Genomic DNA, 25,199 nt, shown 5'->3' with positions numbered 1-25,199 from the left:
GCCCGCTACTCGCCCTCCTCGCAGGCGATCCCGTTGCCGTTCGGGTCGAGGGCGCCGCGGTAGGCGGGCTGGCCGTTCTGGATCGGCGCGGCGCCGGCCTGGCGGGCGGCGTTGCAGTCCCAGTAGAACCAGGCGCTGTCCTGCTGCTGCTGTTGCTGCTGCTGGGCCGCCGCGTCCTCCTGCGCCTGCTGGTCCTCGAACGCCTTCTTCTGGCTCGCGAGCTCGGTCTCCGCGGCGTCCGCGGCCTTCTCGCGCTCCTTCAGCGCCTCCTCCCGCTCCTGGAGGGTGGCCCGCTGGGCGCTGAGGTCCTCACGGGCCGCGTCCACCTCGGCCTGGGCCTGCGCGGCCGCGGCCTCCATGCGGTCGGCGTCCACCAGGGCCTGCGCGGCGTCGGAGCTGCGCACCATCGAGATGGAGACGCCGAGGATGCACCCGAGGGCCAGGCAGGCGACCGCGACGCCGGCGACGAGCGGGCCACCGCGCCTGCTCTTCCCGCGGGCCCCTGCACGGGTGCGTGCCGCCGCGGCGTCGGCGCTCTCGTCCGCGGCCAGCCGCGCCGCGCGACGGCCGCTGCTGGTACGGATCCGGTCGCCGACCGTGCGCAGCGCCGCGGACACGGTCGCGACCGTCCCGCGGTCCTCGTCCGCGCCGAGCGGGCTCCGCGGTGCGGCGGCGGGAATCGCTGCGGGCGGCGGGGGAGGAGGTGCGGAGAGCGTCCCGACGGGTGCGGAGTACGTCGACGTCGGCGGCGCGGGTGACGGGGGCGGCGGAGGCTGGGGAGGCATGCTCGCGACGGCGGTCGCGGCGGCCGGGGCGTACGTGACGGCCGCGGGCACGGGCGCCATGACCGTGGTCGACTCGACCGGGGTCTCGGGCCGGGCCGGGCGCGCGGCGTCGTCCACCCAGTACTCCCAGCCCTGGGGCGCGGGCGGCCACGCAGGGTCGGGAACCCACCCCGCGTCGGGGCGGAACCCCGGGGGTACCTGCCACCCCGGGGGCGGGTTGAAACGCACAGCCATGACACTCCTCCGTCGTCGAGCGGCCCCCACTATGTCGGAAACCGCCCGTTCCGGTCCATGCGCCCGCCATCCGTCAGCCGTGCGCCCGTCGTGCGCCAGCCGTGCGTCAGGCTCCGGGGAGGTGCTTGCGGTAGTGCGCGACGACGACCCCCGTGGACACCGCGCCGAGCGCCACGAGGACGGCGAAGAGCTGCGCCGTCGTGAACGGCGGGGTGATCGCCGCCATCACCGCGGGGGTGAGGAAGCCGACGTACGCGACGGCGTAGAAGACGCCCGTGAGGCCGGCGAGATGGCGCGGCCCGGCGATGCGCTGCACCTCCAGGAGCCCCGAGGACAGGCCGATCCCCATGCCCGCTCCGCCCACGACGGCGGCGCCGACGCCCCACCACGGCGAGCCCGACGCGACCACCAGCCCGACGCAGGCCACCGCGAGCGTGAGAGTCCCGGCGGCGACCGCGAGCCCGCGCGCGGAGTCGACCGCGTCGAGCCGCTTGGCCGCGGGCTGCACCACGGCGGCGACGCCGAGCGCGACCACGGTGAGCAGCGTGGCGTACGCCACCCCGAAGCCCTGCGTCTGCTCGCGCAGCAGCACCGGTGCGTACCCGTAGGTGAGCGCCGCGACGACGAAGATCCACGGCGCCACCACGGCCACCACCCGCGTGAACCGCCGGTGCCCCGCCGGGGGCACCCGCAGCCCGTGCCACCAGGGCCCGTCGGCACCGCCGAACGCGCACGACTCCGGGGTGCGCAGCACGACCAGCAGGAAGGGCGCGGTGACGACCAGGTGCACCACGAACGGCAGCACCTCCGGCCACGGGCCCCACTGCGCGAGGCCGCCCGCGACGAGCGCGCCCACGCCCGACCCGAGCGTGAACGCGAGCGACGCGCGCCGGGCGCCCGAGCCGGCGTCCGCCCGGCGGTCGTACGGGACCTGCGAGAGCTCCTTGATCCAGCTCGTCCCGACCGACGTCGCCGTCCCGACCGTGATGCCCGCGAGCAGCCGCCCCACGTAGATGGGGAGCGGGCCGAGCGCGCCGAACGCCAGCACCGCGCTGGCGGCCATGCCGATCGCCGTGCCCGCGAGCATCACCGGGCGGCGGCCGTACCGGTCGGACAGCGTCCCGGCGACGAGCAGCGCGGGCGCCAGGCCGAGCACGTACACACCGAGGAACGCGTTCACGGTGGCGTCGCCGTAGCCCTGCACCTCCTCGTACATGAGCAGCACGGGCGTGAACTGGTTGCCCGCCCAGGAGGAGACGAACAGCGCGGCGAACGCGCCGAGCCACGGCCGCCTCACAGGATCCCCCGGTGCCGGCGGACGTGGTCGTGCAGCAGGTCGCAGTAGGCGTCGGCGTCCCCCCGCTCGACGGCGGCGAGCATCTCCTCGTGCTCGGCGAGCGCTGCGCCGACCTCGTCCGCCCCGACGCGCAGGTGCTGGAACATGAGCCGCAGCTGCCGGTCGCGCAGCAGCCCCATGAACTGGACGGCCGTCTGGTTCCTCGACGCCCGGACGAGCACGCCGTGGAACGCCGAGTCGGCGACCACGAACGCCTCGACGTCGTCCGCCGCGGCCGCGAGCCGCTGCGCGTCCAGGTGGGCGCGCAGCTCGTCGAGGACGGCGGCCCCGGGGCGCCCGTGCGCCAGCGCGCGCCGGGCGGTGGAGCGCTCGACCGCCTCCCGCATCTCGAGCACGTCCCGCGCCTCGTCGGGCGCCATCGGCACGACGGCGGCGCCGCGCCGTGGCGCGACGGCGAGCAGCCGCTCGGCGTCGAGGCGCAGGAAGGCCTCGTGCACGGGCGTGCGGCTGATGCCGAGCTCCGCCGCGACGTCGCCCTCGGAGAGCAGCACGCCGCCGGCCGCCTCGCCCGAGAGGATCCTCGCCTTGGTGTGCTGGTACGCGCGCTCGGCGGCGCTGAGCGGCGTCGTCGGCGGGGTCGGGTTCTGTGGCGTCTGTGGGGTCGGCCGGGGTGTCGTGGGGACGGTCACCCGGGGCAACTTACGCTTGCATCCATCTTGCATGCAAGACCGTCCAGATGGCACGGGGTCTCCCGGCAGGCGTCTACGCTGCCCACATGCTGCTGGCGATCGTGCGGGCGTCCCAGGCCGACATCGTGGGCCTCCCCGGCAGCGACGGCCTCGACGAGGTGGGCCCGACTTCGGCGTCGGGCCTGACCGCGGTGTGGTGCGAGACGCTCGGCCCGCTCGAGTCCCTGGGCACCCTCCTCGCCGTGGACGAGAGTTTCGACGAGGAGCGCGGCGACCGAACGTGGCTGCGCGTCGCCGTCGACGGGACCTCGCGCGTGTGGGACTGGTCGGAGGTACCGGCGACGGACGCCGAGGTACTTGCGGCCACCCAGGCGCTGTGCCGAGTTCTCGGCCAGCCGAAGCACCCGGACGGCCTGCAGGAGCGGCTCGATCTCGCGATCGCCGATCAGCAGCTCGTGGAGGCCCTCGACGTCGAGTTCGACCTCCCGGATCTCGTCGCCGCGTCGGTACGTCGGGCCGTCGTCGTGCACCGTGGCGACCCCGCGGACGCGCGGCTCGCGGCACGGGTGGCGGCGCGAGAGCTCGGCCCCGTCGATGTCACCGAGCTGGACGGCCGCTGGACGGTGCTGCGCACAAAGGACCCGCTCGACGCCGACCACCTGATGATCGGGCTGGCAGAGGGATCGTCGCGCACGTCGGTCACGCTCGGCCTGTGGCGGGGCACGGGCGACGCGTGCGGGGCGTCGACCGTCAGGAGGTTCGAGCGCACCGAGGCGACCTGGGGCACCGGCTGGTGGGTTCCCGGTGGCTCCGACCTCGAGGCGCGGGCCGCCGGCGTCCAGGGCCTCGCCGCGGCGGTGGGCGACGTCGACGACCCCGAGGCGCTCCGCGACCTGGTCGCCGTCCTCGACGGAGATCGTGACCCGCTCGACGCGCTGGTCGCGGCCCTGGGTTTGCCCGGCGAGGCGGTGGCCGTCCTCGATGCTCGACCCGAGGCGCCCCCGCTCGACCGGGTCGAGCCGGCGTCGTGGTGGCGCGCGACCTGGGACTTCGCCCTGTCGGCGGAGTTCGTTCCCGACCCACCCCGTGGGTGGCGCCTGACCGGCGTCGTGGCCGTGCTGGTCGTCACGCTCGTGTTCCTTGCCCTGACGGCCTTCTCGGTCGGTGTGCTCGCGACGGACGGCGCCGCCGGGGACCAGGAGGGCGTCAGCGTGGGGGACTGGATCTTCACCGGCGTGTGCGCGTTGCTGCTCCCGTTCTACCTCGGGTTGTCCGTGGTGGTGATCAGACGGTTCCGCCTCGACCGCGAGTGGGCAGCGTAGCCGTCCCGGCCGGCGGTGTCGGTCGCCGCTGGTAGACCGGGGGCATGTTCCTCCTGGACGCGGACCGCACCACCGACGGCGCCTGCGAGCCCGCCGTCGTGCACTCCGTGAGCGACCTGGTCGTGGCCGCCGAGTGCGAGTTCCGCCTGCTGCGCCGCCTCGACGAGCTGCTCGGCCGGGTGCCGCGCGCCGACCAGGAGGCCGACGTGATGCTCGAGCGGGCGGCGGCGCTGGGTGCCGCGCACGAGCGCCGGGTGCTCGACGAGTACGTGGCCCGCTACGGGCGCTCGGAGGGCGGCCCGGGCGGCGTGGTCGAGATCGTGGCGCCGGCCCGCCTCACGCGGGACGCGCTGGTGGCGGCGCACGGCGCGACCCTCGCGGCGGTCGAGGGGGGCGCCGACGTCGTCGCGCAGGCGTCCTTCTTCGACGGCGAGCTCCACGGCCGGGCCGACTTCCTCGTGCGCGACCCGCTGGGCGACCCCGACGTCGGGCCGGGGCGCCCGGGGGAGCACGCCGCCGCCGCGCCGCCGCGCTACGCCGTCGTCGACACCAAGCTGGCGCGGCGGGCCAAGGTGACCGCCCTGCTGCAGCTCGCGGCGTACGCCGACCAGCTCGCCGCCGCGCACGTCGACCCGACCGACGACGTGCACCTGGTGCTCGGCACCCGCGTCACCAGCTCGCACCGGCTCGCCGAGCTGCTGCCGGTGTTCCGGCAGCGCCGGGACCGGCTGCGGGAGATCGTGGCCGCGCACCGCGCCGACGACGGGCCGCTCGCGTGGGGCGACGAGCGGTTCACCGCCTGCGGCCGATGCCCGGCCTGTGCCGAGCAGGCGGCGGAGCACCGTGACGTGCTGCTGGTGGGCGGCGTCTACGAGCAGCAGCGCGCCCGCCTCCTCGCGGGCGGCATCACGACCATCGACGAGCTCGCGAAGGCGGAGGAGCCGCCCGCGGGCATGCCGGCCCGCAGCTTCGAGCGCGTGCGCGACCAGGCGCGGCTGCAGCTCGGCACGGGCGAGCGGGCCGGCGAGGTGGCCTACGACGACCACGGCGAGCGGGCCGTCATCCGCTGGCAGCTCCCCGACACGTCCGCCGTCCGCCGGCTCCCGCCGCCCAGCCCGGGCGACGTCTTATTCGACTTCGAGGGCGACCCGCTGTGGTCCGACCCGCAGGGCGAGCAGTGGGGGCAGCAGACCGGGATCGACTACCTGTTCGGGCTGGTGGAGCGGCCCGGCGCCGCGGGGGAGGCGCCGCCGTTCCGCGCGTTCTGGGCCCATGACCTGGCCCAGGAGCGGCAGGCCCTCGTCGACTTCGTCGACTACCTCACCGAGCGGCGCCGGAGGTACCCGGACCTGCACGTGTACCACTACGCGTCGTACGAGCGGGTGCACCTGTTGTCCATCGCCGCCCGCCACGGCGTCTACGAGGAGGAGGTGGACCAGCTGCTGCGCGACGGCGTGCTCGTGGACCTCTACGCCGTGGTGCGCTCGTCGCTGCGGATCTCGGACCGCTCCAAGTCGATCAAGAAGCTCGAGCCGCTGTACATGGGCGACGAGCTGCGGTCCGGCGACGTCACCACCGCGGCCGCGTCCATCGTCGCGTACGCCGAGTACACGGCCCTGCGCGACGCGGGCCGCGACGAGGAGGCCGCCGCGCTGCTGCGCGACATCGCCGACTACAACCGGTACGACTGCGTCTCCACCCTCCGCCTGCTCGACTGGCTGCGGTCCGCCGCCGACGTCGTCGACGCGCGCGAGGGCGTCCCGGCCGCGGTGGCGCCGGGCGTCGCCGCCCCTGCCGAGGGTGACGGCGCCGCGCCGCCCGAGGAGACGCCGCGGCAGACGGCGGCCCGTGAGGCGCGCGAGCGGCGGCTGGCGCTGGAGGCCGAGGTGCGCGGGCGGGTCGGCGAGGACCGTGGCGCCCGCGACGACGAGGCGCAGGCGCTCGCGATGGTCGGCGCGTCCCTCGGCTACTGGCGCCGGGAGAGCAAGCCGTTCTGGCACGAGCACTACTCGCGGCTCGAGCTGCCGCCGGACGAGTGGCAGGGGCGCCGGAACACGTTTCACGTGGAACGCGCGACCGTCGTCCAGGACTGGCTCGTGGAGGACGGGCGGCGTGCGCCCGCACGGGTGCTGGAGCTGGTCGGCCGGCTCTCGGAGGGGTCGGAGCTCGGCGTCGGCGCGGTGCCGTTCGTCCTCTACGACGACCCCGCGCCCGCCGCGGTGACCGTCCCCGCGAACGCCGTGCGCGGGTTCCACGGCGGCGCGACCATCGTCGACGCCGTCCGCCGGGCCACGGAGGCGGGGGAGCGGGACGTCCTGCTGCTGCGTGAGCAGGTGCGCGTCGGGGCGGAGACCTTCGACGCGCTCCCGATGGCCCTCACCCCGTCCAGCGGGCCGCGCGCCGACCCGCAGGAGCAGGCGCTCGAGGACGTGGCGCGGCGGTCGCTGACCCGGTGGGACGCCGACCGCACGCTGCCGGACGGCCCCGCCGCCGACCTGCTGCGTCGCCGCCCCCCGCGCCTGGCGACGGGTGGCCCGCTGCCCGACGTCGTCGGCGACGACTTCACCGGCGCGGTCCTCGCCGCCACGCGCGACCTCGACCGGTCGTACCTCGCCGTGCAGGGCCCGCCCGGCACCGGCAAGACGCACGTCGGCTCGCACGTGATCGCCGCGCTGGTGTCCGAGGGGTGGCGGGTCGGGGTGGTCGCCCAGTCGCACGCCGCGGTGGAGAACATGCTGCGGGCCGTGGTCGAGAAGGCGGGCGTCCCCGCGGACCTCGTGGCCCGGAAGCGGCCGACGGACGGGCCGGCGCACGCGTCGTCGTCGAGCGGCGTGTGCGCGGAGCTGTCCGGAGACGAGCTGGCCGAGTTCTCCCGCCGCGGCCCCGGCGTCGTCGGCGGCACCGCCTGGGACTTCGCCCACCCGGGCCGCTGGCCGGACGACGACCTCGACCTGCTGGTCGTCGACGAGGCCGGCCAGTTCTCGCTCGCGTCCACGATCGCGGTCGCACGGTCGGCCAGCCGCCTGCTCCTCCTCGGCGACCCGCAGCAGCTCCCGCAGGTCAGCCGCGGGCGCCACCCGGAGCCGGTGGACCGGTCGGCCCTCGGCTGGCTTGCCGACGGGCGCGACGTGCTGCCGCCGGGGCTCGGCTACTTCCTGGCGCGCTCCTGGCGGATGCACCCGGCGCTGTGCGAGGCCGTGTCGCAGCTCGCGTACGAGGGTCGGCTGCGGGCCCACGAGTCGGCGGCCGCCCGCCGGCTCGACGGCGTCGCCCCGGGCGTGCACCACGTGCCCGTGCGGCACGAGGGCCGCGGTGTCGCCTCGCCCGAGGAGGCGCAGGAGGTGGTGCGGCAGGCCGCCGCCGTCGTCGGGCGGGACTGGTCCCCCGGCGGCGGGCAGGCGCCGCGGCCGCTGGCGCCGGCCGACGTCGTCGTGCTCGCCGCGTACAACGCCCAGGTGTGGGCGGTGCGGCGCGCGCTCGACGACGCCGGCCTCGGGGGCGTGCGGGTGGGGACGGTCGACCGGTTCCAGGGCACAGAGGCGCCCGTCGCGATCGTCACCCTCGCCGCCTCGTCGCCCCTCGACGTCCCGCGCGGCACCGGGTTCCTGCTGTCCCGGCACCGCATCAACGTGGCGGTCTCGCGCGCGCAGTGGTGCGCGATCGTCGTGCGCTCTCCCGAGCTCACCGACTACCTCCCGCACAGCCCCGAGGGGCTCGGGCGCCTCGGAGCCTTCCTCGGGCTGTGCGCACGGGCGGTCTAGAAGCCGCCGAAGTCGCCGCCCCCGAAGTCCCCGCCGAAGTCGCCGAACCCGCCCGTGTCGCCGCCACCGTCGAAGCCGGGGTCCGCGCCGGCGGCCTCGGTGTACCCGGCGTCGCCGCCGGCCTCCGCCCCGGCATCGCCTCCGGCGTCGGAGCCCGCGTCGCCGCCCTCGGCCCCGGCGTCGCCGGCGAAGTCCTGCGACGGGTCGCCGAACGCCGGACCGAAGAGCGCGTTCGCCACGGCGGAGCCGATGACCACGCCCGCGACGGTGCCGAGCAGACTGGAGCCCACCATGGACCCGAAGCCCGGGCCGCGACCCGGCGCACCGGGACCGCCCTGCCCGCGGAACGACTGCTCCAGGGTGCCGGGGTTGCGCATCTCGGCGCGGGTGGCCATGCGGGCCAGGGACTGCGGGTCGTCGGACGTGGCCCGCTCGCTCGCGGGGAGGCCCGCACCGACCTCCTCGAGCACCAGGCGCCGCTGCTCGGGCGTCAGGCGGGCGAACGCCTCGGTGTGCGCCTGCTCGACGGCGTCCGGCGGCGCGGTGCGCAGCAGGTAGCGGTAGCGCTCGACGGCCACCTCGTCCGGGTTGCGCTGTGCGGTGCCGGAGCCGTCACCGGGTCGGCCGGCAGGCTGTGCGCCGGGGTGCGGCGCGTAGCCGTGCTTGCCCGGGGCCTCACCGGTGTGCGGCCGGGCGTCGTCGGGCCGGCCGGGCACGCCGTGGTACGTGCGCTCGTCGGGCGTTCTGCCGAGAAGTCGGTCGAGGAATCCCATGATGGTGCAACGACCGCCGGAACGCGTCCGTTCCCGGGAACGGCAACGGCCCGCACCCCGACGAACGGGGTGCGGGCCGTGCGACTCACTGGTGTCTCACACGGCCGGCGTCAGCCGACCAGGAGGTGAGATCAGAGCGGGCGGACGTTCTCCGCCTGCGGGCCCTTCGGGCCCTGCGTGACGTCGAACTCCACGCGCTGCTCCTCGTCCAGGGACCGGTAGCCCTGGGACTGGATGGCGGAGAAGTGGACGAACACGTCGGCCGAGCCGTCCTCGGGGGCGATGAAGCCGTAGCCCTTCTCGCTGTTGAACCACTTCACGGTTCCGGTGGCCATGCTTACTCCTTCAAGAGGTGTCGACGACCTCGACCGTCGAGATCGCGCATCACGGTGAATCGTCGTCAACTCTTGAGACCAAGGTCCGCCGGGTGACCGCGTCGTTCCTTCCGACGCGATCGCCGTGGCGCGGACGGGGACCGTCCGGATCGAGCGAGGCACTGCAACGGGCACAACGGTACGCGAGCGCGAGCACGGGCACCAGTGTTGCCGCACAGCCTGTCCACAGGGTGGTCACGCCGATGGACGCAGGGTCGGCGGCAGCCGATACAAAGGACTCATGACCTCTTCCTCCGTCCCTTCCCTGCCCCTGTCCGGCGGCATCGAGATCCCCCAGGTCGGCCTCGGCGTCTTCCAGGTGCCCGACGACGGCACCCAGGCCAACGTCGAGCAGGCGCTCGAGCTCGGCTACCGGCACGTCGACACCGCCGCCGGCTACTACAACGAGGCCGGCGTCGGCGCCGCGCTGCGCGCGTCCGGGCTGCCGCGCGAGGACGTCTTCGTCACGACCAAGCTCCGCAACGGCGACCAGGGGTACGAACAGGCGTTGCGTGCCTTCGACGACTCCCGCCGCGCGCTCGGCGTCGACCAGGTGGACCTCTACCTGGTCCACTGGCCGGTGCCGAGCAAGGACCTGTACGTGGAGACGTGGCGCGCGTTCGAGAAGCTGCTCGCCGACGGGGCGGTGCGGGCGATCGGCGTGTCGAACTTCCTGGTGGAGCACCTCGACCGCCTCGTCTCGGAGACCGACGTCGTGCCCGCCGTGAACCAGGTCGAGGTGCACCCCACCTTCCAGCAGGTCGCGCTGCAGCAGCGCTGCCGCGAGCTCGGCATCGCGGTGGAGGCGTACTCGCCGCTCGGTCGCGGGGCCGACCTGGACGCCCCGGCAGTCGTCGCCGCGGCGACGGAGCTCGGCGTCACGCCCGCGCAGGTGGTGCTGCGGTGGGCGGTGCAGCAGGGGCGGATCGTCATCCCCAAGTCGCTGTCGGCGGAGCGGCAGGCCACGAACCTGGACGTCTTCTCCTTCGAGCTGTCGGCCGAGCAGGTGGCTTCGATCGACGCCCTGGAGGCCGGGACGGACGGGCGCACGGGGGCGGACCCGGCCACCGCGTCGTTCACGCAGTTCCGCGCCTGAGGCGGTGGCCCGGGGGCCCGAGTGTGACCTAGGTAACAGGTTCGTCACGATCTGCAGGGAGTGACCCGCGCGACACGTCGGCGACATACAGTCTCGCTACGTTCAGCGGCACTGAATGCGGTGTTGAGCCGCGAATGTCCTACCTCCAAAAGGGGAGCAGCATGATCCGACGCACCACGGCCGCCAAGGGCATGGCCCTCGCGGCAGTCCTCAGCCTCGGCCTCGCAGCATGTGCCTCGTCCGACGGCGGGAGCGGCGACAGCAGCGAGGGCGGCGGCGGCTCGACCGATCCGCTGAAGATCGGCACGATCCTGCCGGTCACGGGCACCCTCGCCTTTCTCGGCCCGCCGGAGATCGCCGGCGTCGGCCTCGCGATCGACGACATCAACGCCGCGGGCGGCGTCCTCGGCAACGACGTGTCCGTCGAGTGGGGCGACTCCGGCGACAGCACCGACCTGTCGGTCGCGAGCGGCACCGCCACCGACCTCATCGGCAAGGGCGTCTCGGCCGTGATCGGCGCCGCGTCCTCCGCGGTGACCCTCGGCGTGGTCGACCAGTTCGAGGAGGCGGGCGTCATGCAGATCTCGCCCGCGAACACCGCGGCCGACCTCTCCGGGTACGGCAGCTTCTTCGCCCGCACCGCCCCGCCGGACACGGTGCAGGGTGCGGCGCACGGGTCGCTCATCCTCGAGGACGGCCACTGCAAGATCGGGTTCCTCGTGCAGAACGAGGCGTACGGCACCGGCCTGCGCGACGTCATCGAGGACACGGTCACCGCCGGCGGCTGCGAGGTCGTCTACGGCGGCAACGGCAAGGGCAACGAGTTCGCCCCGGGCGAGACCAACTTCGGCGCACAGGTGACCGACCTGCTCGCTCAGAAGCCCGACGCGATCTCGATCGTCGCCTTCGAGGAGACGGTGGCGATCGTCAACGAGCTCGTCGCGCAGGGGTGGGACTTCAACGGGACCACCTACTTCGTGGACGGCAACCTCTCCAACTACGGCGACAAGTTCGACAAGGGCACCCTCGAGGGCGTCAAGGGCACCCTGCCTGGTGCGCAGGCCGACGAGGCGTTCCGTGAGGAGCTCAAGGCCTGGTACACGGAGAACGAGGACGGCGAGCTCGAGGACTTCTCGTACTCGGCCGAGTCGTACGACGCCACCGTCCTCGCCGCGCTGGCCGCGGTGAAGGGCGAGGGCACCGACGGCGAGACGATCTCGAAGAACATCCGTGCGGTCTCCGGTTCGGAGGACGGCGCCACCGAGGTCAGCTCGTTCGAGGAGGGCGTGAAGGCGCTCGAGGCGGGCGACGAGATCAAGTACGTCGGCAAGTCCGGCATCGGGCCGCTCAACGACGCCAACGACCCGTCGTCGGCATTCATCGGCATCTACGAGTACGGCGCCGACAACACCTACAGCTTCACCAAGGAGATCGAGGGCACCACCGAGTGACCCCCCTCGGGTCGGGATACAGCACCTGATCGAGCTCCCGATCGACAGCACCTGATCGACATGCACGGGACGACGGCCCGGACGCTCACGGCGAGCGCCCGGGCCGTCGTCGCACGCCGAGGAAGTCCCACCCCGGCGACGTCGTTCCGGTCGCCGCGAAGTCGTTCGGGGTGCGGTGAGGTGGCTCGAGGACGGCGCGCGGAGAAGTTCCTTGGCGTGGAGCCTGCCCACGGCCCGGAACCGTCCACCGGCATGCGAACGTTCGCCTGATCGGCGCTCTCGACGCGACATCGTCGTCGCGTGAGAGAGGCCGGACACCTTCCGGTGATCCGACGCGTCGCCACGATCTCTCGACGAGATGAAGCCTTCCGGTTCGCCGTTGCACGGGACGAGGTCCGCTGGGCTGTGGTTCCGTCACGAGACGGCCGCGATGCTGCACGGCGCCTCGACGCACCGGACTCCCCGGCTCGTCCGTGCTGTGCGACTCCCTGTCCCGCCTCGCCGTCGTACCCGCTCGGTCTGACCGCGTGAACATGGACGCGCTGACCGATCTCGCACGACGACGGCGGCCGCTCGGTGGAGCGGTCGCCGTCGTCGTGCGAGTGCACCTTCCCGGACTGGCTCAGCGGGATGCGCGGTCCTACTTCGTGTCCTCCGCGAGGGTGCCGAGGTACAGGGAGATGACCTTGGGGTCTGCCTGGAGCTCACGACCGGTACCGGTGTACGCGTCCTTGCCCTGGTCGAGCACGTAGCCCCGGTCGCAGATCTGCAGGCAGCGCCGGGCGTTCTGCTCCACCATGACCACGGACACGCCGGCCTTGTTGATCATGCGGGTGCGCAGGAACGTCTCGTCCTGGCGGACGGGGGACAGACCGGCGGACGGCTCGTCGAGCAGCAGCACGGACGGGTTCATCATGAGCGCCCGGGCCATCGCGACCATCTGGCGCTCGCCGCCGGACATGGCGCCCGCCCGCTGGTTGCGGCGGTCGTGCAGCACCGGGAACAGGTCACCGATGAACGACCAGCGCTCGTCGAAGACCTTCGGGCGCAGGTACACGCCCATGCGCATGTTCTCCTCGACGGACAACGACGGGAAGACGTTGTTCGTCTGCGGCACGAACCCGACACCGCGGGCGACGAGGGAGTTCGCCTTCATGCCGGTGATGTCCTCGCCCCCGAGCGTCACGGTGCCCGAGTGGATCTTCACCAGCCCGAACAGCGCCTTGAGCAAGGTGGACTTGCCGGCCCCGTTGGGGCCGATGATGCCGACCAGCTCGCCCTTGGCCACCTCGATGGAGCACCCGTCGAGGATGTGCACGCCCGGGATGTACCCGGCCACGAGGTTGTCGGCCCGCAGCAGCAGCTCCTTGTCCTTCGGGGCGCCGGTCGAGGCCTCCCCGGGCAGGATCGCCGTGTCGCTCATCGCTTCTCCTCCTCGGCCTCGAGCCGGGCCAGGATCTCGGGGTCGAGCAGCGAGTCGTCCCCGAGGTCGGTGTCGTGGTGGGCCCCCAGGTAGGCGTCGACGACGGCCTGGTCGTGCATCACCGTCGCCGGCGGCCCCTCGGCCACGATCCGGCCCTCGGCCATCACGACCACCCAGTCGGAGATGTGCCGCACGGCGTGCATGTCGTGCTCCACGAAGAGCACGGTCATGCCTTCGTCGCGCAGTGCCTGCACGTGCCCCAGCAGCGACTGCACTAGCGCGGGGTTCACGCCCGCCATCGGCTCGTCGAGCATGATCATGGTGGGATTCGTCATCAGCGCCCGGGCCATCTCGAGCAGCTTGCGCTGCCCGCCCGAGAGGGACCCGGCGTAGTCGCCGGCCTTGGTGTCGAGCTTGAACCGGGCGAGGATCTCCATCGCCTTCTCGGTGGCGGCCTTCTCCTGTGCCTGCCAGGTGAACGGCAGCCACGACAGCCAGAACCGCTCGCCGGGGTTCTTCGGCTCCGCGAGCAGCATGTTCTGCAGCACCGTGAGCCGCGACAGCGCCTTGGTGAGCTGGAAGGTGCGCACCATCCCGGCCTTGGCGACGCGGGCGCCGCTCTTGCCCTGCAGCGACCGGCCCTCGAAGCTCCAGGTGCCGCTCTGCGGGGTGTCGAAGCCGGTGAGCAGGTTGAAGAACGTCGTCTTGCCGGCGCCGTTCGGCCCGATCAGAGCGGTGATGGCACCTCGCTGCACCTCCAGGTGCTTGACGTCGACGGCGGTCATGCCGCCGAAGTGCCGCACGACGTCGTCGGCCACCAGGATGGCGTCCGGCTTCGGCGCGCCGACGACGGACTCGACCTGGGCGAGTTCGTCGAGCGCCTCGGCGGCCGCCTCGGAGGTGGGGGCGACGGCGGCGGCGGCCGCAGCGTCGACGACGGACTCGGGCTCGGGGGCGGCGCCGGACTCGTCGGTGGACGGGTGGGCGGACATGTCAGCGGACATTGAAGGCCAGCTCCTTCTTGTTCCCGAGGATGCCCTGTGGCCGGAAGATCACGAGGAGCATCAGCGTGACTCCTACCAGCATGCCGCCGATCTGCTCGACGTTGGTGGTGGTGATGATGTCTCCCACCCCGGTGTTCTCCGCGAGGGCGCGCATTCCGGTGCGCATGAACATGTAGGCGCCGAAGAAGATCATCGCGCCCAGCACCGGGCCGAAGACGGTGGCGGCGCCACCGAGCAGCAGCACGGTCCAGGTGAAGAACGTCATCGTGCGGCCCATCGCGTCGGGCGCGATGGTCAGCGGCAGCACGTAGACCACGCCGCCGAGGGCGCCGAGCATGCCGCCCAGCACCAGCGACTGCAGCTTGTACGAGTACACGTTCTTGCCGAGCGCGCGCACGGCGTCCTCGTCCTCGCGGATGCCCTTGAGGACGCGGCCCCACGGGCTGCGGGTGACGAGCCAGACGAACAGCAGCACGAGGGCCACCAGGCCCCACGCGAAGATCCGCGTCCACCACGAGTCGGAGCCCGTGTTGATGTATTCGAGCGGCCCGATGACGGTGCGGCCGTCGGGCAGCGGCGACAGGTCCTGGAACGTGCCCTTGAAGTCACGTCCCTGCAGGCCGGACGCGCCGCCGGTCCACTCCTGCAGCCAGGTGGACCGGCCGATCCAGCGGATGATCTCCGCGGCCGAGATGGTCACGATCGCGAGGTAGTCGCCGCGTAGCTGCAGGGTCGGGATGCCGAGCAGCAGGGCGAACAGCAGCCCGGCGGCCAGTGCGACCAGCAGCGCGAGGAAGAACGGGGCGCCGGCGATGGTCGCGATGCCGAAGCCGTACGCGCCGAGCAGCATGAAGCCCGCCTGCCCCATGTTGAGCAGACCTGTGTACCCGAAGTGCAGGTTGAGGCCGATCGCCGCGATGGCGTACGCCGCCGTCGTCGGGGCGATGAGCTCGGCGAGCGACTGGGTGAGGATTCTGAGGAACTCGTCCATGGTCGGTCTCCCTTCAGCCGATCCGCTCGCGGCGGCCCAGGATGCCCTGCGGCCTGATCAGGAGCACGAGGATGAGGATCACGAGCGCCGACGCATACCGCAGGTCGCTCTGGATCACGAGGTTGGACAGCTCGACGACGAGGCCGATGAGGAGCGACCCGACGAGGGCGCCGAAGGCGGTGCCGAGGCCACCCAGGGTCACGGCCGCGAACATCAGCAGCAGCAGCTGCACGCCGAGCTGCCAGTTGAACGACCCGTACGAGACGCCCCACATGAGCCCGGCGAGCGCCGCGAACGCGGTGGCGAGGATCCACACGATGCGGATCACCTTGTCGGGGTCGATGCCGGTGGCGGCGGCGAGCGCCGGGTTGTCCGACACGGCGCGGGTGGCCCGGCCCAGCCGGGTGCGGGTGAGGAACAGCGCGAAGCCGACCAGGCACACCAGCGCGACCGCCATCGAGATCCACGACGTCGTGCTCAGCGTGATGCCGAGGAGCGTCAGGGGCCGCGGGTTGCTCGAGAGGATGCGCTCGGACCCGCCACCGATGAGCAGCTGGATGACGTACTGCAGCGCGATCGACAGGCCGATGGTCACGATCATCATCTGCATGACCGGGGTGCCTCTCCGCCGCAGCGGACGCCAGATGGCGGCGTCCTGCGCGAGCCCGGTCGCGGCGCAGATCGCGATGGTCACCAGGCCGCCGAGCCAGATCGACATGCCCCACTGGTTGATGGCGATGAAGCCGAGCGCCGCCCCGAGGGCGAACTGCTCGCCGTGCGCGAAGTTCGACAGCCCGGTGGTGCCGAAGATCAGGTTGAGCCCGATCGACGCGAGCGCCAGCAGGAGCCCGAAGCGGATGCCGGAGCCGAACTGCTGCCACACCTGACCCCAGGAGAAGGCCCGCTCGGAGGCGTCGCCCTCTGGCGCCGTGCCGACACCCTCGCCCTCGGTACCAGCGTCGGTGCCGCCCTCGGCGGGCGCCGAGGAGGTCGCGTCGGCGGATGGGCTCGGGGCCGCGGCCTCGCCGCCCAGACGGAACGCCACCCGGCCGGTGCCGCCCGTCTGGGCGGTCACCTCGAGCGCCGTCTCGGCACCCTCGGGCAGCTGCTCGTCGGAGGGCAGCGACGCCGGGTCGAGGGTCACGGTGTACCGGCCGACCTCGGGCACCGCCACGGACACGGGGGCGTCCCCCGTGGTGGTGACGGTCTCGTCGAAGCCGCCGGGCCCGGTGATCGTCACCTGGGCGTCGGTGATGCGGTCGCCGGCGTCGTTCATGACGACGACGGCGACGCAGGCGGTCGAGTCGTCGGGCTTGCAGTCGGTCGCGACGGCGGTCGTGACCCTCGTGCCGGTGGTACTGGTGCTGGTGACGGCGCTGCTGGTGTGCGCCGTGTCCGCTCCCGGGGTCGCCTGCGCTGGTGGCGAGGCGAGTACAGCGGGTGCGAGGGCGATCGCGAGAGCTGCCACCGTGCGGCGCAGCGCGATCGCCCTGGTCGGTCGGTCCGTCGTCATCGGCCGGGTCCTCCGTGTGTCGATGTCGTTCCCCCGGGGCGAGCCCGGGGTACCACCCGCTCACCCCGTCGATGCAGGGACACTAAAGGCCCCATGTATCCCCGGCGTTTCGCGAGCGTGCCGCGAGTGTAGCCACGAAAATGTGACCCAAATGACAGATCCAGGTCACAGTCCTGCATCGCGCGGGCGGAATCCGGCCCCCGGCCGGGCGGACCTAGGCTGGCCGGGTGCCCGACGACCTGACCGCTCCCGCAGACCGAGCCACCACCCCCACCACCCCCGCCACACCCGCCACCCCCGCCACCCCCGTGCCGGCGCCCGCCGTCCCGGAGCGCGCGCCCGTCGCGGAGCGTCGCCCCACCGTCCGCCGGCACCACGGCGACGAGTTCGCGGACGACTACGAGTGGCTGCGCGACAAGGAGTCGCCCGAGGTGCTGGCCCACCTGGAGGCGGAGAACGCGTGGACGCAGGCGCAGCTGGCGCACCTGGCCCCGCTGCGGCAGGCGGTCTTCGACGAGATCAAGGCGCGCACCCTGGAGTCCGACCTGTCGGTGCCGGTGCGGATGGGCGGGTCCTGGTACTACACGCGCACCGAGGAGGGCCGGCAGTACCCGATCCACGCGCGCGTGCCCGCCGCGGGGGAGTGGGCGCCGCCGCGGATCGAGGCGGGCACCGTGCCCCCCGGCGAGCAGGTGCTGCTCGACCAGAACGTCGCGGCGGACGGCCACGACTTCTTCTCCCTCGGCTCGTTCGACGTCTCCGAGGACGGCGGACGGCTGGCCTACGCCGTCGACACCCAGGGCGACGAGCGCTTCACCCTGCGGGTGCGCGACCTGACGACCGGCGCGGACCTGCCCGACGTCGTCGAGGGCACGTTCCCGGGCGCCGTCCTGACGCCCGACGGCCGGTACGTCTTCTACCCCACGGTCGACGACGCGTGGCGGCCCTACCGGATCTGGCGGCACGAGGTCGGCACCCCGGCGTCGGACGACGTGCTGGTGCTGGAGGAGCCCGACGAGCGGTTCTGGATCGGCGTCGGGCTCACCCGCTCGCGCCGCTACCTGGTGATCGAGGCCGGGTCCAAGACGACGAGCGAGGCGCGCGTCCTGGAGGCGGACGACCCGACGGGCGAGTTCCGCGTCGTGTGGGAGCGGCGGGACGACGTCGAGTACACGGTGGAGCACGCGGTCCTCGACGACGGCGGGCACGGGACGGCGCGGGACGCGCTGCTCGTGCTGCACAACGACGGGGCGGAGAACTTCGAGCTCGTCGTCACGGACGTCCCCGCGCGGGCGGGGGAGGACGGCGCGGCCGCGCTCGACCCCGCGGCGGCGGCCGTCGTCGTGCCGCACGACCCCGACGTGCGCCTCGAGGGGGTGGACGCCTTCGCCCACCACGTGGTGGTCAGCCTGCGGCGCGAGGCGCTCCCGCGCGTCGCCGTGGTGGACCTGACGCGCACGACGGCGGGCCAGCCGTGGACGGCGCGGGAGATCGACGTCGACGAGCCGCTGTTCTCCGTGGCCCTCGACGCGAACCCCACGTGGGAGCAGCCGCTGCTGCGCGTGCAGCACACGTCGTTCGTCACGCCCGCCACGGTGGTGGACGTGGACCTCGCGACAGGCGAGCGGCACGTGCGCAAGCGGCAGCCGGTGCTGGGCGGCTACGACCCGGCCGACTACGTGCAGCACCGCGAGTGGGCGACGGCCCCGGACGGCACCCGGGTGCCGATCAGCCTGGTGTGGCGGCGCGACGCGGTGACGCTCGACGGGTCCGGCACGCGCGCCGAGCCCGCGCCCCTGCTGCTCTACTCGTACGGCGCGTACGAGACGAGCATCGACCCGTACTTCTCCGTCCCGCGCCTCAGCCTGCTGGACCGCGGCGTCGTGTTCGCCGTCGCGCACGTGCGCGGCGGCGGCGAGCTGGGGCGGCGCTGGTACGACGACGGCAAGCTCGCCGCCAAGGAGCACACCTTCACCGACCTCGTCGCCTGCGGGCGGCACCTCGTCGAGACCGGCTGGACGTCGCCGCGGCGGATGGTGGCCGACGGCGCCAGCGCGGGCGGGCTCACCGTCGGCGCGGCCCTCAACCTGGCCCCCGACCTGTTCGCCGGCGTGCTCGCGGGCGTGCCGTTCGTCGACGCGCTCACCTCGATGCTCGACCCCACGCTGCCGCTCACGGTCGTCGAGTGGGACGAGTGGGGCGACCCCCTGCACGACCCCGAGGTGTACGCCCGCATGAAGGGGTACACGCCGTACGAGAACGTGCCCGACGACGCGTCCGCGTACCCGCGCGTCCTGGCGACGACGTCGCTGCACGACACGCGCGTGCTCTACGTGGAGCCCGCCAAGTGGGTCGCCCGCCTGCGGGCCGCCGGAGCCCCCGCGCTGCTGAAGATCGAGATGTCCGCCGGGCACGGCGGGGTCTCCGGGCGGTACGCACGCTGGGAGGAGATCGCGTTCGAGCACGCCTGGACGCTCGACGTCCTCGGGGCGGTGTGACGGGCTCCCGGGGGACCGGTGACCGACCCGGGTGAACCCTGCGTGGCCGATCCCACATCCCGCGACTGGAACGGCGGGCGCGCCCCGGACGTCGTAACGTCGCGGGGCCGGGGTCGTGCGGCCCCGTCGTCTCGTCGCTGAGCCGGCTCCGTGCTCCCGCGCACGACCGGTCGTCTGGAGCTCGTGTGTCAGGAAACGCCACCACCAGGTTCGCAGGTGTCTCGCTGCTGGCCGTGACCAGCAGGATCCCGTCGGGGGTGCGGACCTCCGCCGAGGTGCAGGACCGGCTCGCCCCCGCGCTGCGGCGCCTCCGGCTGCCGACCACGCTGCTGCAACGCGTCGCCGGCGTGCAGGAGCGGCGTGCCTGGGAGGCCGGCGAGGACGTGGACGACGCGACCGTCGCCGCCGGGCGCGAGGCGCTCGCCGTCGCGGGCGTCGAGCCCGCCGACGTCGGGCTCCTCATCAATACCTCCGTGACGCGGCGGCACCTCGAGCCGTCCGTCGCGGTGCGGCTGCACCACGGGCTGGGGCTGCCGTCGTCGGCCGTCAACTTCGACGTCGCCAACGCCTGCCTGGGCTTCATCAACGGCATCAGCCTCGCCGCCGGGATGATCGAGTCCGGGCAGGTCCGGTACGCCGTCGTGGTGGACGGCGAGGACGCCGACATCATCCACGACCGCACCATCGAGCGGCTCCTGCGGGAGGACCGCAGCCGCGACGACTTCATGCAGGAGTTTGCGTCGCTCACCCTCGGCTCCGGCTCCGCCGCCGCCGTCCTGGGCCGCACGGACGAGCACCCCGAGGGCCACCGCGTGCTCGGCGGCGTCACGCGCGCCGCGACGCAGTTCCACGACCTGTGCGTCGGCAGCACCGAGGGCATGTTCACCGACGCGAAGGCCCTGCTCGACGGCGGCCTCGAGCTCGTCGTCGACGCCTGGAAGGACGCCGTCGCCGACTGGGACTGGGCGCGCATGGACCGGTACGTCACCCACCAGGTGTCGCGCGTGCACACCGAGGCCATCGTCGAGGCCGTCGGCCTGGACCGCTCCAGGGTGCCCACCACGTACGAGCGGTACGGGAACGTCGGGCCGGCGTCCGTGCCGATCACCCTCGTGGAGCAGCAGGACTCCCTGAGCGCCGGCGACCGCGTGCTGCTCATGGGCGTCGGCTCGGGCATCAACACGGCGATGCTGGAGCTCGCGTGGTGACGGGCACGACCCGCACCGTGCCCTCCCCGACCGACACGCCCGTGACACCCCGGCCCGCCGACACCGCGCCCCCGGGCCTGCCCGGCCTCGACCCGCGGTTCAGCCACGTGCTCACCGACGCGCGCGGCGCGTCGTGGCACTACCTCGACAACGGGCCCGAGCTCGCCGCGCGCGGCGTCGTCCCCGTCGGCACGGTGCTCGCCGTGCACGGCAACCCGACCTGGTCGTACCTGTGGCGGCGGCTCGTCGCCGACGCCGTGGGCGCGGCGGCCGACGGCGCACCCGCGTGGCGCGTCGTCGCCGTCGACCAGCTCGAGATGGGCCTGTCGCAGCGCACCGGCGAGCACCGCCCGCTCGCCCGCCGCGTCGCGGACCTCGGCGCGTTCACCGACGCGCTCGGCCTGACGGGGCCGGTCGTGACGCTCGGCCACGACTGGGGCGGCGTCGTCTCGCTCGGCTGGGCCGTCGACCACCCCGACCAGCTCGCCGGCGTCGCGCTGCTCAACACCGCCGTGCACCAGCCCGACGACGCGCCGGTCCCCGCGCCGCTGCGCCTCGCCCTCGCCGGGCCCGTGCACCGCCTCGGGACGCGCACCACCCGCGCCTTCCTGGAGACCACGCTCGCGCTGGCCCGCCCGCAGCTGCCCGCCGACGTCGCGCAGGCGTACCGGCTGCCGTACCTCGCGGCCGACGAGCGCGGCGGCATCGAGGGCTTCGTCGCCGACATCCCCGTCGACGGCACCCACCCCAGCGCGCCCGAGCTGCACCGCATCGCCGCCGGCGTCGCCGCGCTGACCGTGCCCGCCGTCCTGCTGTGGGGGCCGCACGACCCGATCTTCTCCGACCGGTACCTCGACGACCTCGTGCGGCGGCTGCCGCACGCGCACGTGCACCGGTTCTCCGACGCCGGGCACCTGATCGCCGAGGACGCGGACTGGACGCCTGCTGTGCTCCGGTTTCTGGCTGGGGTGCTGTCGGCGGAGGGGTCGGGAACCTCGGGCGCGGATGCGTTCACGGGCCCCAGGGGGCCCTCCACTTCGGGACGTCGTACATCCGCGCCCGAGGTTCCCGACCCCTCCGCCTCGTCCGATCCCTCGCCTTCCGCTGCGGCGGACGAGTCGGAGGCGCCGTTCGTGCCGCTGTGGGCGGCGCTGGACGCGCGGGCCGACGACGACGCGGCGGCCGTGCTGGACATGACGACCGCCACGTCGAAGAAGGGCGCGGACGGGCGGCCGTTCACGGCGAGCTGGCGGGCGCTGGACCGGCAGGTGCGACGCGTCGCGGCGGGGCTGCACGGTATCGGCGTGCGCCGGGGCGACCGCGTGTCGCTGCTGGTGGAGCCCGGGCCGACGCTGACCGCGCTGGTGTACGCGTGCCTGCGGATCGGTGCCGTCGTCGTGGTGGCCGACGCCGGGCTCGGCGTGCGCGGGCTGACGCGCGCGCAGCGGGGCGCGTGGCCGCGGTTCGTCGTCGCCCAGCGCAAGGGGCTGGCCGCGGCGCGGGCGCTCGGCTGGCCCGGGGTGCGCGTCTCGGCCGAGCCGCTCGCCCCCGCCGTGCGCCGCGCGCTCGGGGTGGCGCACGAGCTGGTCGACGTCGCCCGGGCGGGCGAGGGGCGCCCGCTGCCGCCCGAGCCGGGCCCCGAGGACGAGGCGGCCGTGCTGTTCACGTCCGGCTCGACCGGCCCGGCCAAGGGCGTCGTCTACCGGCACGCCGAGCTGTCCGCGCTGCGCGACGCCCTCGCCGCGCACTTCGACGTGGGGCCGGAGACCGGGCTGGTCACCGGGTTCGCGCCCTTCGCGCTGCTGGGCCCCGCTCTCGGCACGCGCTCCGTGACGCCCGTGATGGACGTGTCCTCGCCGGCCACGCTCACCGCCCGTGCCGTCGCGGACGCGGTCACGGCGTCCGACGCGCGCATCGTCTTCCTGTCCCCGGCGGCGATCCTCAACGTCGTCGACACGGCCGCGGACCTCGACGACGCGGACCGGGCGGCCCTCGCCCGGGTGCGCACCTTCCTCTCGACGGGTGCGCCGATCTCCGCCGAGCTGCTCGCCTCGGCGGCGGCGCTCATGCCGGCCGCGACCCCGCACACCCCCTACGGGATGACGGAGTGCCTGCTCGTCACCGACATCACGCTCGACGGCATCCGGGACGCGGCGTCGGCGCCGGACGCCGGCGTCTGCGTGGGCCGGCCCGTCGCCGACGGCGAGGTGCTGGTCAGCGCGCTCGACGACGACGGCGCCGCGACCGGGGCGCCGTCCCCGGCCCCGGGCGTGCTCGGCGAGGTGCTGGTGCGCGCCGGGCACCTCAAGGAGCGCTACGACCGCCTGTGGCTCACGGACCTCGCCGCCGAGCGCGACACCCCGCCGGGTCGCTGGCACCGCACGGGCGACGTCGGGCACCTGGACGACCAGGGCCGGCTGTGGATCGAGGGGCGCCTGGCGCACGTGCTGCGCACGGCCGACGGTCCGCTGGCGCCCGTGGGCCCCGAGCAGCACGTCGAGCGCGTCCCGGAGGTGCGGCGGGCCGCCGTGGTCGGCGTCGGGCCCGCGGGCGTGCAGCAGGCGGTGGCCGTCGTCGAGACCGTCGACCCGGCGTCCGGCACGGCGCGAAGGCCTCTCCGCCCCGGCCTCGCGCCCGACGACCTCGCCGCCGCCGTGCGTGCCGCGTCGCCGGTGCCCCTGGCCGCCGTGCTGGTCGTGCCGCGCATGCCCACCGACGTCCGGCACAACTCCAAGATCGACCGCACCCGCCTGGCCGGCTGGGCCGACCGGGTGCTCACCGGCGGGCGGGTGGGTCGCCCGTGACCGCGACCGACGCGCCCGCGACCGCCGCGACCCGACCGGCGACGGTGCTGGTGACCGGGGCCTCCGGGCTGCTCGGCGGCGCCGTGGCGCGGGCGCTCGTGGCCCGCGGGGACGACGTGCGCACGCTGCAGCGGCGGCCGTCCGGCGTCGCGGGGGCGTCCGACGTGCTCGGCTCCGTCACCGATCCCGACGTCGTCGCGCGGGCGGTCGACGGGGCCGACGCCGTCGTGCACCTGGCCGCCAAGGTGTCCCTCGCGGGCGCGCCGGCGGAGTTCCACGAGGTGAACGTGGGTGGCACGCGGACCCTGCTGGACGCCGCCGCGCGGGCGGGCGTGCGCCGGTTCGTGCAGGTGTCGTCGCCGTCGGTCGCGCACCTGGGGACGTCGCTGGTCGGGGCCCCGGCCGGCCCGGCCGACCCGGAGGGCGCGCACGGCGAGTACGCGCGGACCAAGGCCGCCGCGGAGGTGCTCGCGCTGGGCCGGGACACCGGGACGGGCGCGGAGAGCGGGCCGCGCGTCGTCGCCGTCCGGCCGCACCTCGTCTGGGGCCCGGGGGACACTCAGCTCGTGGAGCGCGTCGTCGACCGGGCCGCCCGCGGCCGCCTGCCGCTGCTGGGCCACGGCGCGGCGCTCATCGACACGCTCTACGTGGACAACGCGGCCGAGGGGATCCTCGCGGCCCTCGACCGTCTGGCCGACACGCCCGGCGTCGTCGGCGGCCGCGCGTACGTGCTCACCAACGGCGAGCCGCGCACCGTGGCGGACCTGCTGTCGGGGATCTGCCGGGCGGCCGGCGTCCGTCCCCCGGCATGGCGCGTCCCCGCCGGCCTGGCACGGGCGGCCGGGGGGCTCGTCGAGGCGCTGTGGCGGGTGCGGCCCGGCGCCGACGAGCCGCCGATGACGCGCTTCCTCGCCGAGCAGCTGTCCACCGCGCACTGGTTCGACCAGCGCGCCACGCACCGCGACCTGCGCTGGGTCCCGGCCGTGAGCGTCGACGAGGGCCTGCGCCGCCTCGCCGCGCACTACGGCGGCAGCGGCCCGGCCCCGGCGGCGGAGGGCTCAGGGGCGCACGAGGCGTAGCGGCTCCTCGCCGGCCCGGACGGTGACGGTCTGGCCCCAGGTCGCGACCAGGCGGTCGTCCTCCATGCCGTCGCCGAAGACGACGAGCCGGTCGGAGGCGACCGTCAGCGCCACCTCGCCCCCGGGCTCGACGACTCCCTCCGTGAGCGACGTGCCCGTGCCGGGCGAGGGCCACGCCTCGCGGACGAACCATCCGAGCCGGTCCTCCGACCGGCCGGGCGCGGGCCGCCCGCCGCGGTCGTGCGCGAGCGACGCCCACCAGCCGGTGGCCCCCGTGCCGGTGGCCACCAGCAGCCCGGACGACGACTGCCGCTCCTCGCCGGCCGCGCACCGCAGCGCGTAGCGCGCGCTCTGGTGCGAGGGGTGCCCGACGAAGACCTCGTTGAGCGCGGTGAGGCGCTGCCCGTCGTCGAGGTCGGCGCGCACGGTCGTGAGGGCGTCGACCGGCAGGACGGCGACCTGGTCGGGAGCGCCGCCCGGTGCCGGGGCGTCCAGGCCCGACAGCAGCCGCGCCGCCGCGGTGACCGAGTGCCGCACCAGCACGCCGGGGTTGGCCCCCGGCTCGGGGTCGACGCCGAGCACCGGCTGGCCGTGCAGGTACTTCGCGACGTTCGCCACCAGCCCGTCCTGGCCCACCACCACGACGACGTCCTCCGGCGCCACGAGGAACCGCGACAGGTCCGCGCGCTCGACGTCCGCCCGCGCCCAGCCCGCCGGCAGCGCGGCCACGACGGCGTCGCGGGCGGCGGTCAGCGTGTCGTGCCGCTGCTGCACCTCCGCGAGCGTGCGGCCCCGGGTGCGGAGGAAGAACTCGGCCTGCCCGCGCGTGCCGTGCCGGTCCAGGAGCTCGTCGAGCTCCGTGCGCCGGTGCACCACGACCGCCCGCCGGCGCAGCAC

Annotated in this window: 18 protein-coding genes; 8 read left to right on the top strand and 10 right to left on the bottom strand. The window is 74.4% G+C overall.

Annotated features, from left to right (window positions below; translation table 11 throughout):
- Positions 1 to 5: 5 nt before the first annotated feature.
- The 3 genes from ACH436_RS18990 to ACH436_RS18980 all read right to left on the bottom strand — a co-directional run bounded on the left by ACH436_RS18990 (position 6) and on the right by ACH436_RS18980 (position 3,005).
- Positions 6 to 1,019, bottom strand: coding sequence for an excalibur calcium-binding domain-containing protein (locus tag ACH436_RS18990; RefSeq protein WP_430561763.1), 1,014 nt, complete (start codon positions 1,017 to 1,019; stop codon positions 6 to 8).
- A gap of 106 nt (positions 1,020 to 1,125) precedes the next feature.
- On the bottom strand, positions 1,126 to 2,316 hold the full coding sequence (locus ACH436_RS18985; RefSeq protein WP_430561762.1) for an MFS transporter: 1,191 nt from the start codon (positions 2,314 to 2,316) through the stop codon (positions 1,126 to 1,128).
- Positions 2,313 to 3,005 carry a GntR family transcriptional regulator gene (locus ACH436_RS18980; protein WP_430561761.1) on the bottom strand — a complete coding sequence of 231 codons (693 nt, stop codon included), beginning with the start codon at positions 3,003 to 3,005 and terminating at the stop codon, positions 2,313 to 2,315. Before ACH436_RS18980 ends, ACH436_RS18985 begins: the two co-directional genes overlap by 4 nt.
- Before the next feature lie 86 nt (positions 3,006 to 3,091).
- Between ACH436_RS18980 and ACH436_RS18975 the strand changes: the two genes are divergently transcribed.
- Positions 3,092 to 4,327: a hypothetical protein gene (locus tag ACH436_RS18975; protein ID WP_430561760.1), complete on the top strand. Its 1,236-nt coding sequence runs from the start codon at positions 3,092 to 3,094 to the stop codon at positions 4,325 to 4,327.
- A 44-nt stretch (positions 4,328 to 4,371) separates the two neighbouring features.
- Complete coding sequence (locus ACH436_RS18970) at positions 4,372 to 8,088, top strand: TM0106 family RecB-like putative nuclease (RefSeq protein ID WP_430561759.1); 3,717 nt, start codon at positions 4,372 to 4,374, stop codon at positions 8,086 to 8,088.
- Here the strand turns inward: ACH436_RS18970 and ACH436_RS18965 are convergent.
- Both ACH436_RS18965 and ACH436_RS18960 read right to left on the bottom strand, forming a co-directional pair.
- Entirely contained in the window at positions 8,085 to 8,861 is a 777-nt protein-coding gene (locus ACH436_RS18965; protein ID WP_430561758.1) for a hypothetical protein, read from the bottom strand. The genes ACH436_RS18970 and ACH436_RS18965 overlap by 4 nt on opposite strands.
- A gap of 131 nt (positions 8,862 to 8,992) precedes the next feature.
- Positions 8,993 to 9,196, bottom strand: a complete 204-nt coding sequence (locus ACH436_RS18960) for a transcription antiterminator/RNA stability regulator CspE (RefSeq protein ID WP_079576569.1) — start codon at positions 9,194 to 9,196, stop codon at positions 8,993 to 8,995.
- 280 nt (positions 9,197 to 9,476) lie between these two features.
- On the opposite strand from ACH436_RS18960, the gene ACH436_RS18955 reads away from it, so the two are divergent.
- Positions 9,477 to 10,331: an aldo/keto reductase gene (locus ACH436_RS18955; protein WP_430561757.1), complete on the top strand. Its 855-nt coding sequence runs from the start codon at positions 9,477 to 9,479 to the stop codon at positions 10,329 to 10,331.
- 161 nt (positions 10,332 to 10,492) lie between these two features.
- Complete coding sequence (locus ACH436_RS18950) at positions 10,493 to 11,782, top strand: ABC transporter substrate-binding protein (protein ID WP_430561756.1); 1,290 nt, start codon at positions 10,493 to 10,495, stop codon at positions 11,780 to 11,782.
- Between the two features lie 640 nt (positions 11,783 to 12,422).
- Here ACH436_RS18950 and ACH436_RS18945 read toward each other — a convergent pair.
- The 4 genes from ACH436_RS18945 to ACH436_RS18930 are packed head-to-tail and all read right to left on the bottom strand — an operon-like array spanning position 12,423 to position 16,713.
- On the bottom strand, positions 12,423 to 13,205 hold the full coding sequence (locus ACH436_RS18945; protein ID WP_430561755.1) for an ABC transporter ATP-binding protein: 783 nt from the start codon (positions 13,203 to 13,205) through the stop codon (positions 12,423 to 12,425).
- Positions 13,202 to 14,209, bottom strand: coding sequence for an ABC transporter ATP-binding protein (locus ACH436_RS18940; protein WP_430561754.1), 1,008 nt, complete (start codon positions 14,207 to 14,209; stop codon positions 13,202 to 13,204). Before ACH436_RS18940 ends, ACH436_RS18945 begins: the two co-directional genes overlap by 4 nt.
- Positions 14,199 to 15,200 carry a branched-chain amino acid ABC transporter permease gene (locus tag ACH436_RS18935; protein WP_430561753.1) on the bottom strand — a complete coding sequence of 334 codons (1,002 nt, stop codon included), beginning with the start codon at positions 15,198 to 15,200 and terminating at the stop codon, positions 14,199 to 14,201. The genes ACH436_RS18940 and ACH436_RS18935 overlap by 11 nt, the downstream gene beginning before the upstream one ends.
- A 13-nt stretch (positions 15,201 to 15,213) precedes the next feature.
- Complete coding sequence (locus ACH436_RS18930; RefSeq protein ID WP_430561752.1) at positions 15,214 to 16,713, bottom strand: branched-chain amino acid ABC transporter permease; 1,500 nt, start codon at positions 16,711 to 16,713, stop codon at positions 15,214 to 15,216.
- A gap of 308 nt (positions 16,714 to 17,021) precedes the next feature.
- On the opposite strand from ACH436_RS18930, the gene ACH436_RS18925 reads away from it, so the two are divergent.
- The 4 genes from ACH436_RS18925 (at position 17,022) to ACH436_RS18910 (ending at position 24,302) form a co-directional block, all read left to right on the top strand.
- Positions 17,022 to 19,211 (top strand): S9 family peptidase, encoded by a 2,190-nt coding sequence (locus ACH436_RS18925; RefSeq protein ID WP_430561845.1) that lies wholly within the window; start codon positions 17,022 to 17,024, stop codon positions 19,209 to 19,211.
- 185 nt (positions 19,212 to 19,396) lie between these two features.
- A complete protein-coding gene (locus tag ACH436_RS18920; RefSeq protein ID WP_430561751.1) occupies positions 19,397 to 20,419 on the top strand; it encodes a 3-oxoacyl-ACP synthase III in 1,023 nt (340 codons plus the stop codon).
- 41 nt (positions 20,420 to 20,460) lie between these two features.
- Positions 20,461 to 23,223, top strand: coding sequence for an alpha/beta fold hydrolase (locus tag ACH436_RS18915; RefSeq protein WP_430561844.1), 2,763 nt, complete (start codon positions 20,461 to 20,463; stop codon positions 23,221 to 23,223).
- A complete protein-coding gene (locus ACH436_RS18910) occupies positions 23,220 to 24,302 on the top strand; it encodes an NAD-dependent epimerase/dehydratase family protein (protein ID WP_430561750.1) in 1,083 nt (360 codons plus the stop codon). The genes ACH436_RS18915 and ACH436_RS18910 overlap by 4 nt, the downstream gene beginning before the upstream one ends.
- On the opposite strand, the gene ACH436_RS18905 is transcribed toward ACH436_RS18910, so the two are convergent.
- The gene (locus ACH436_RS18905; protein WP_430561749.1) at positions 24,282 to 25,199 is read right to left on the bottom strand and encodes a hypothetical protein; all 918 of its coding nucleotides are present in this window, start codon (positions 25,197 to 25,199) and stop codon (positions 24,282 to 24,284) included. The two genes, ACH436_RS18910 and ACH436_RS18905, sit on opposite strands and share 21 nt — an antisense overlap.

Source organism: Isoptericola sp. NPDC019693 (genome assembly GCF_044389085.1).
Classification (GTDB): domain Bacteria; phylum Actinomycetota; class Actinomycetes; order Actinomycetales; family Cellulomonadaceae; genus Isoptericola.
The sequence above is the reverse complement of the archived record's forward strand: the minus strand, read 5'-3'. Positions and strand labels throughout refer to the sequence as shown.

Bases quoted from the DNA above. Each gene is read 5' to 3' on its own strand.
- ACH436_RS18990 (WP_430561763.1), bottom strand. From the start codon at position 1,019: ATGGCTGTGCGTTTCAACCCGCCCCCGGGGTGGCAGGTACCCCCGGGG.
- ACH436_RS18975 (WP_430561760.1), top strand. From the start codon at position 3,092: ATGCTGCTGGCGATCGTGCGGGCGTCCCAGGCCGACATCGTGGGCCTC.
- ACH436_RS18970 (WP_430561759.1), top strand. From the start codon at position 4,372: ATGTTCCTCCTGGACGCGGACCGCACCACCGACGGCGCCTGCGAGCCC.
- ACH436_RS18965 (WP_430561758.1), bottom strand. From the start codon at position 8,861: ATGGGATTCCTCGACCGACTTCTCGGCAGAACGCCCGACGAGCGCACG.
- ACH436_RS18960 (WP_079576569.1), bottom strand. From the start codon at position 9,196: ATGGCCACCGGAACCGTGAAGTGGTTCAACAGCGAGAAGGGCTACGGC.
- ACH436_RS18955 (WP_430561757.1), top strand. From the start codon at position 9,477: ATGACCTCTTCCTCCGTCCCTTCCCTGCCCCTGTCCGGCGGCATCGAG.
- ACH436_RS18950 (WP_430561756.1), top strand. From the start codon at position 10,493: ATGATCCGACGCACCACGGCCGCCAAGGGCATGGCCCTCGCGGCAGTC.
- ACH436_RS18945 (WP_430561755.1), bottom strand. From the start codon at position 13,205: ATGAGCGACACGGCGATCCTGCCCGGGGAGGCCTCGACCGGCGCCCCG.
- ACH436_RS18940 (WP_430561754.1), bottom strand. From the start codon at position 14,209: ATGTCCGCTGACATGTCCGCCCACCCGTCCACCGACGAGTCCGGCGCC.
- ACH436_RS18935 (WP_430561753.1), bottom strand. From the start codon at position 15,200: ATGGACGAGTTCCTCAGAATCCTCACCCAGTCGCTCGCCGAGCTCATC.
- ACH436_RS18930 (WP_430561752.1), bottom strand. From the start codon at position 16,713: ATGACGACGGACCGACCGACCAGGGCGATCGCGCTGCGCCGCACGGTG.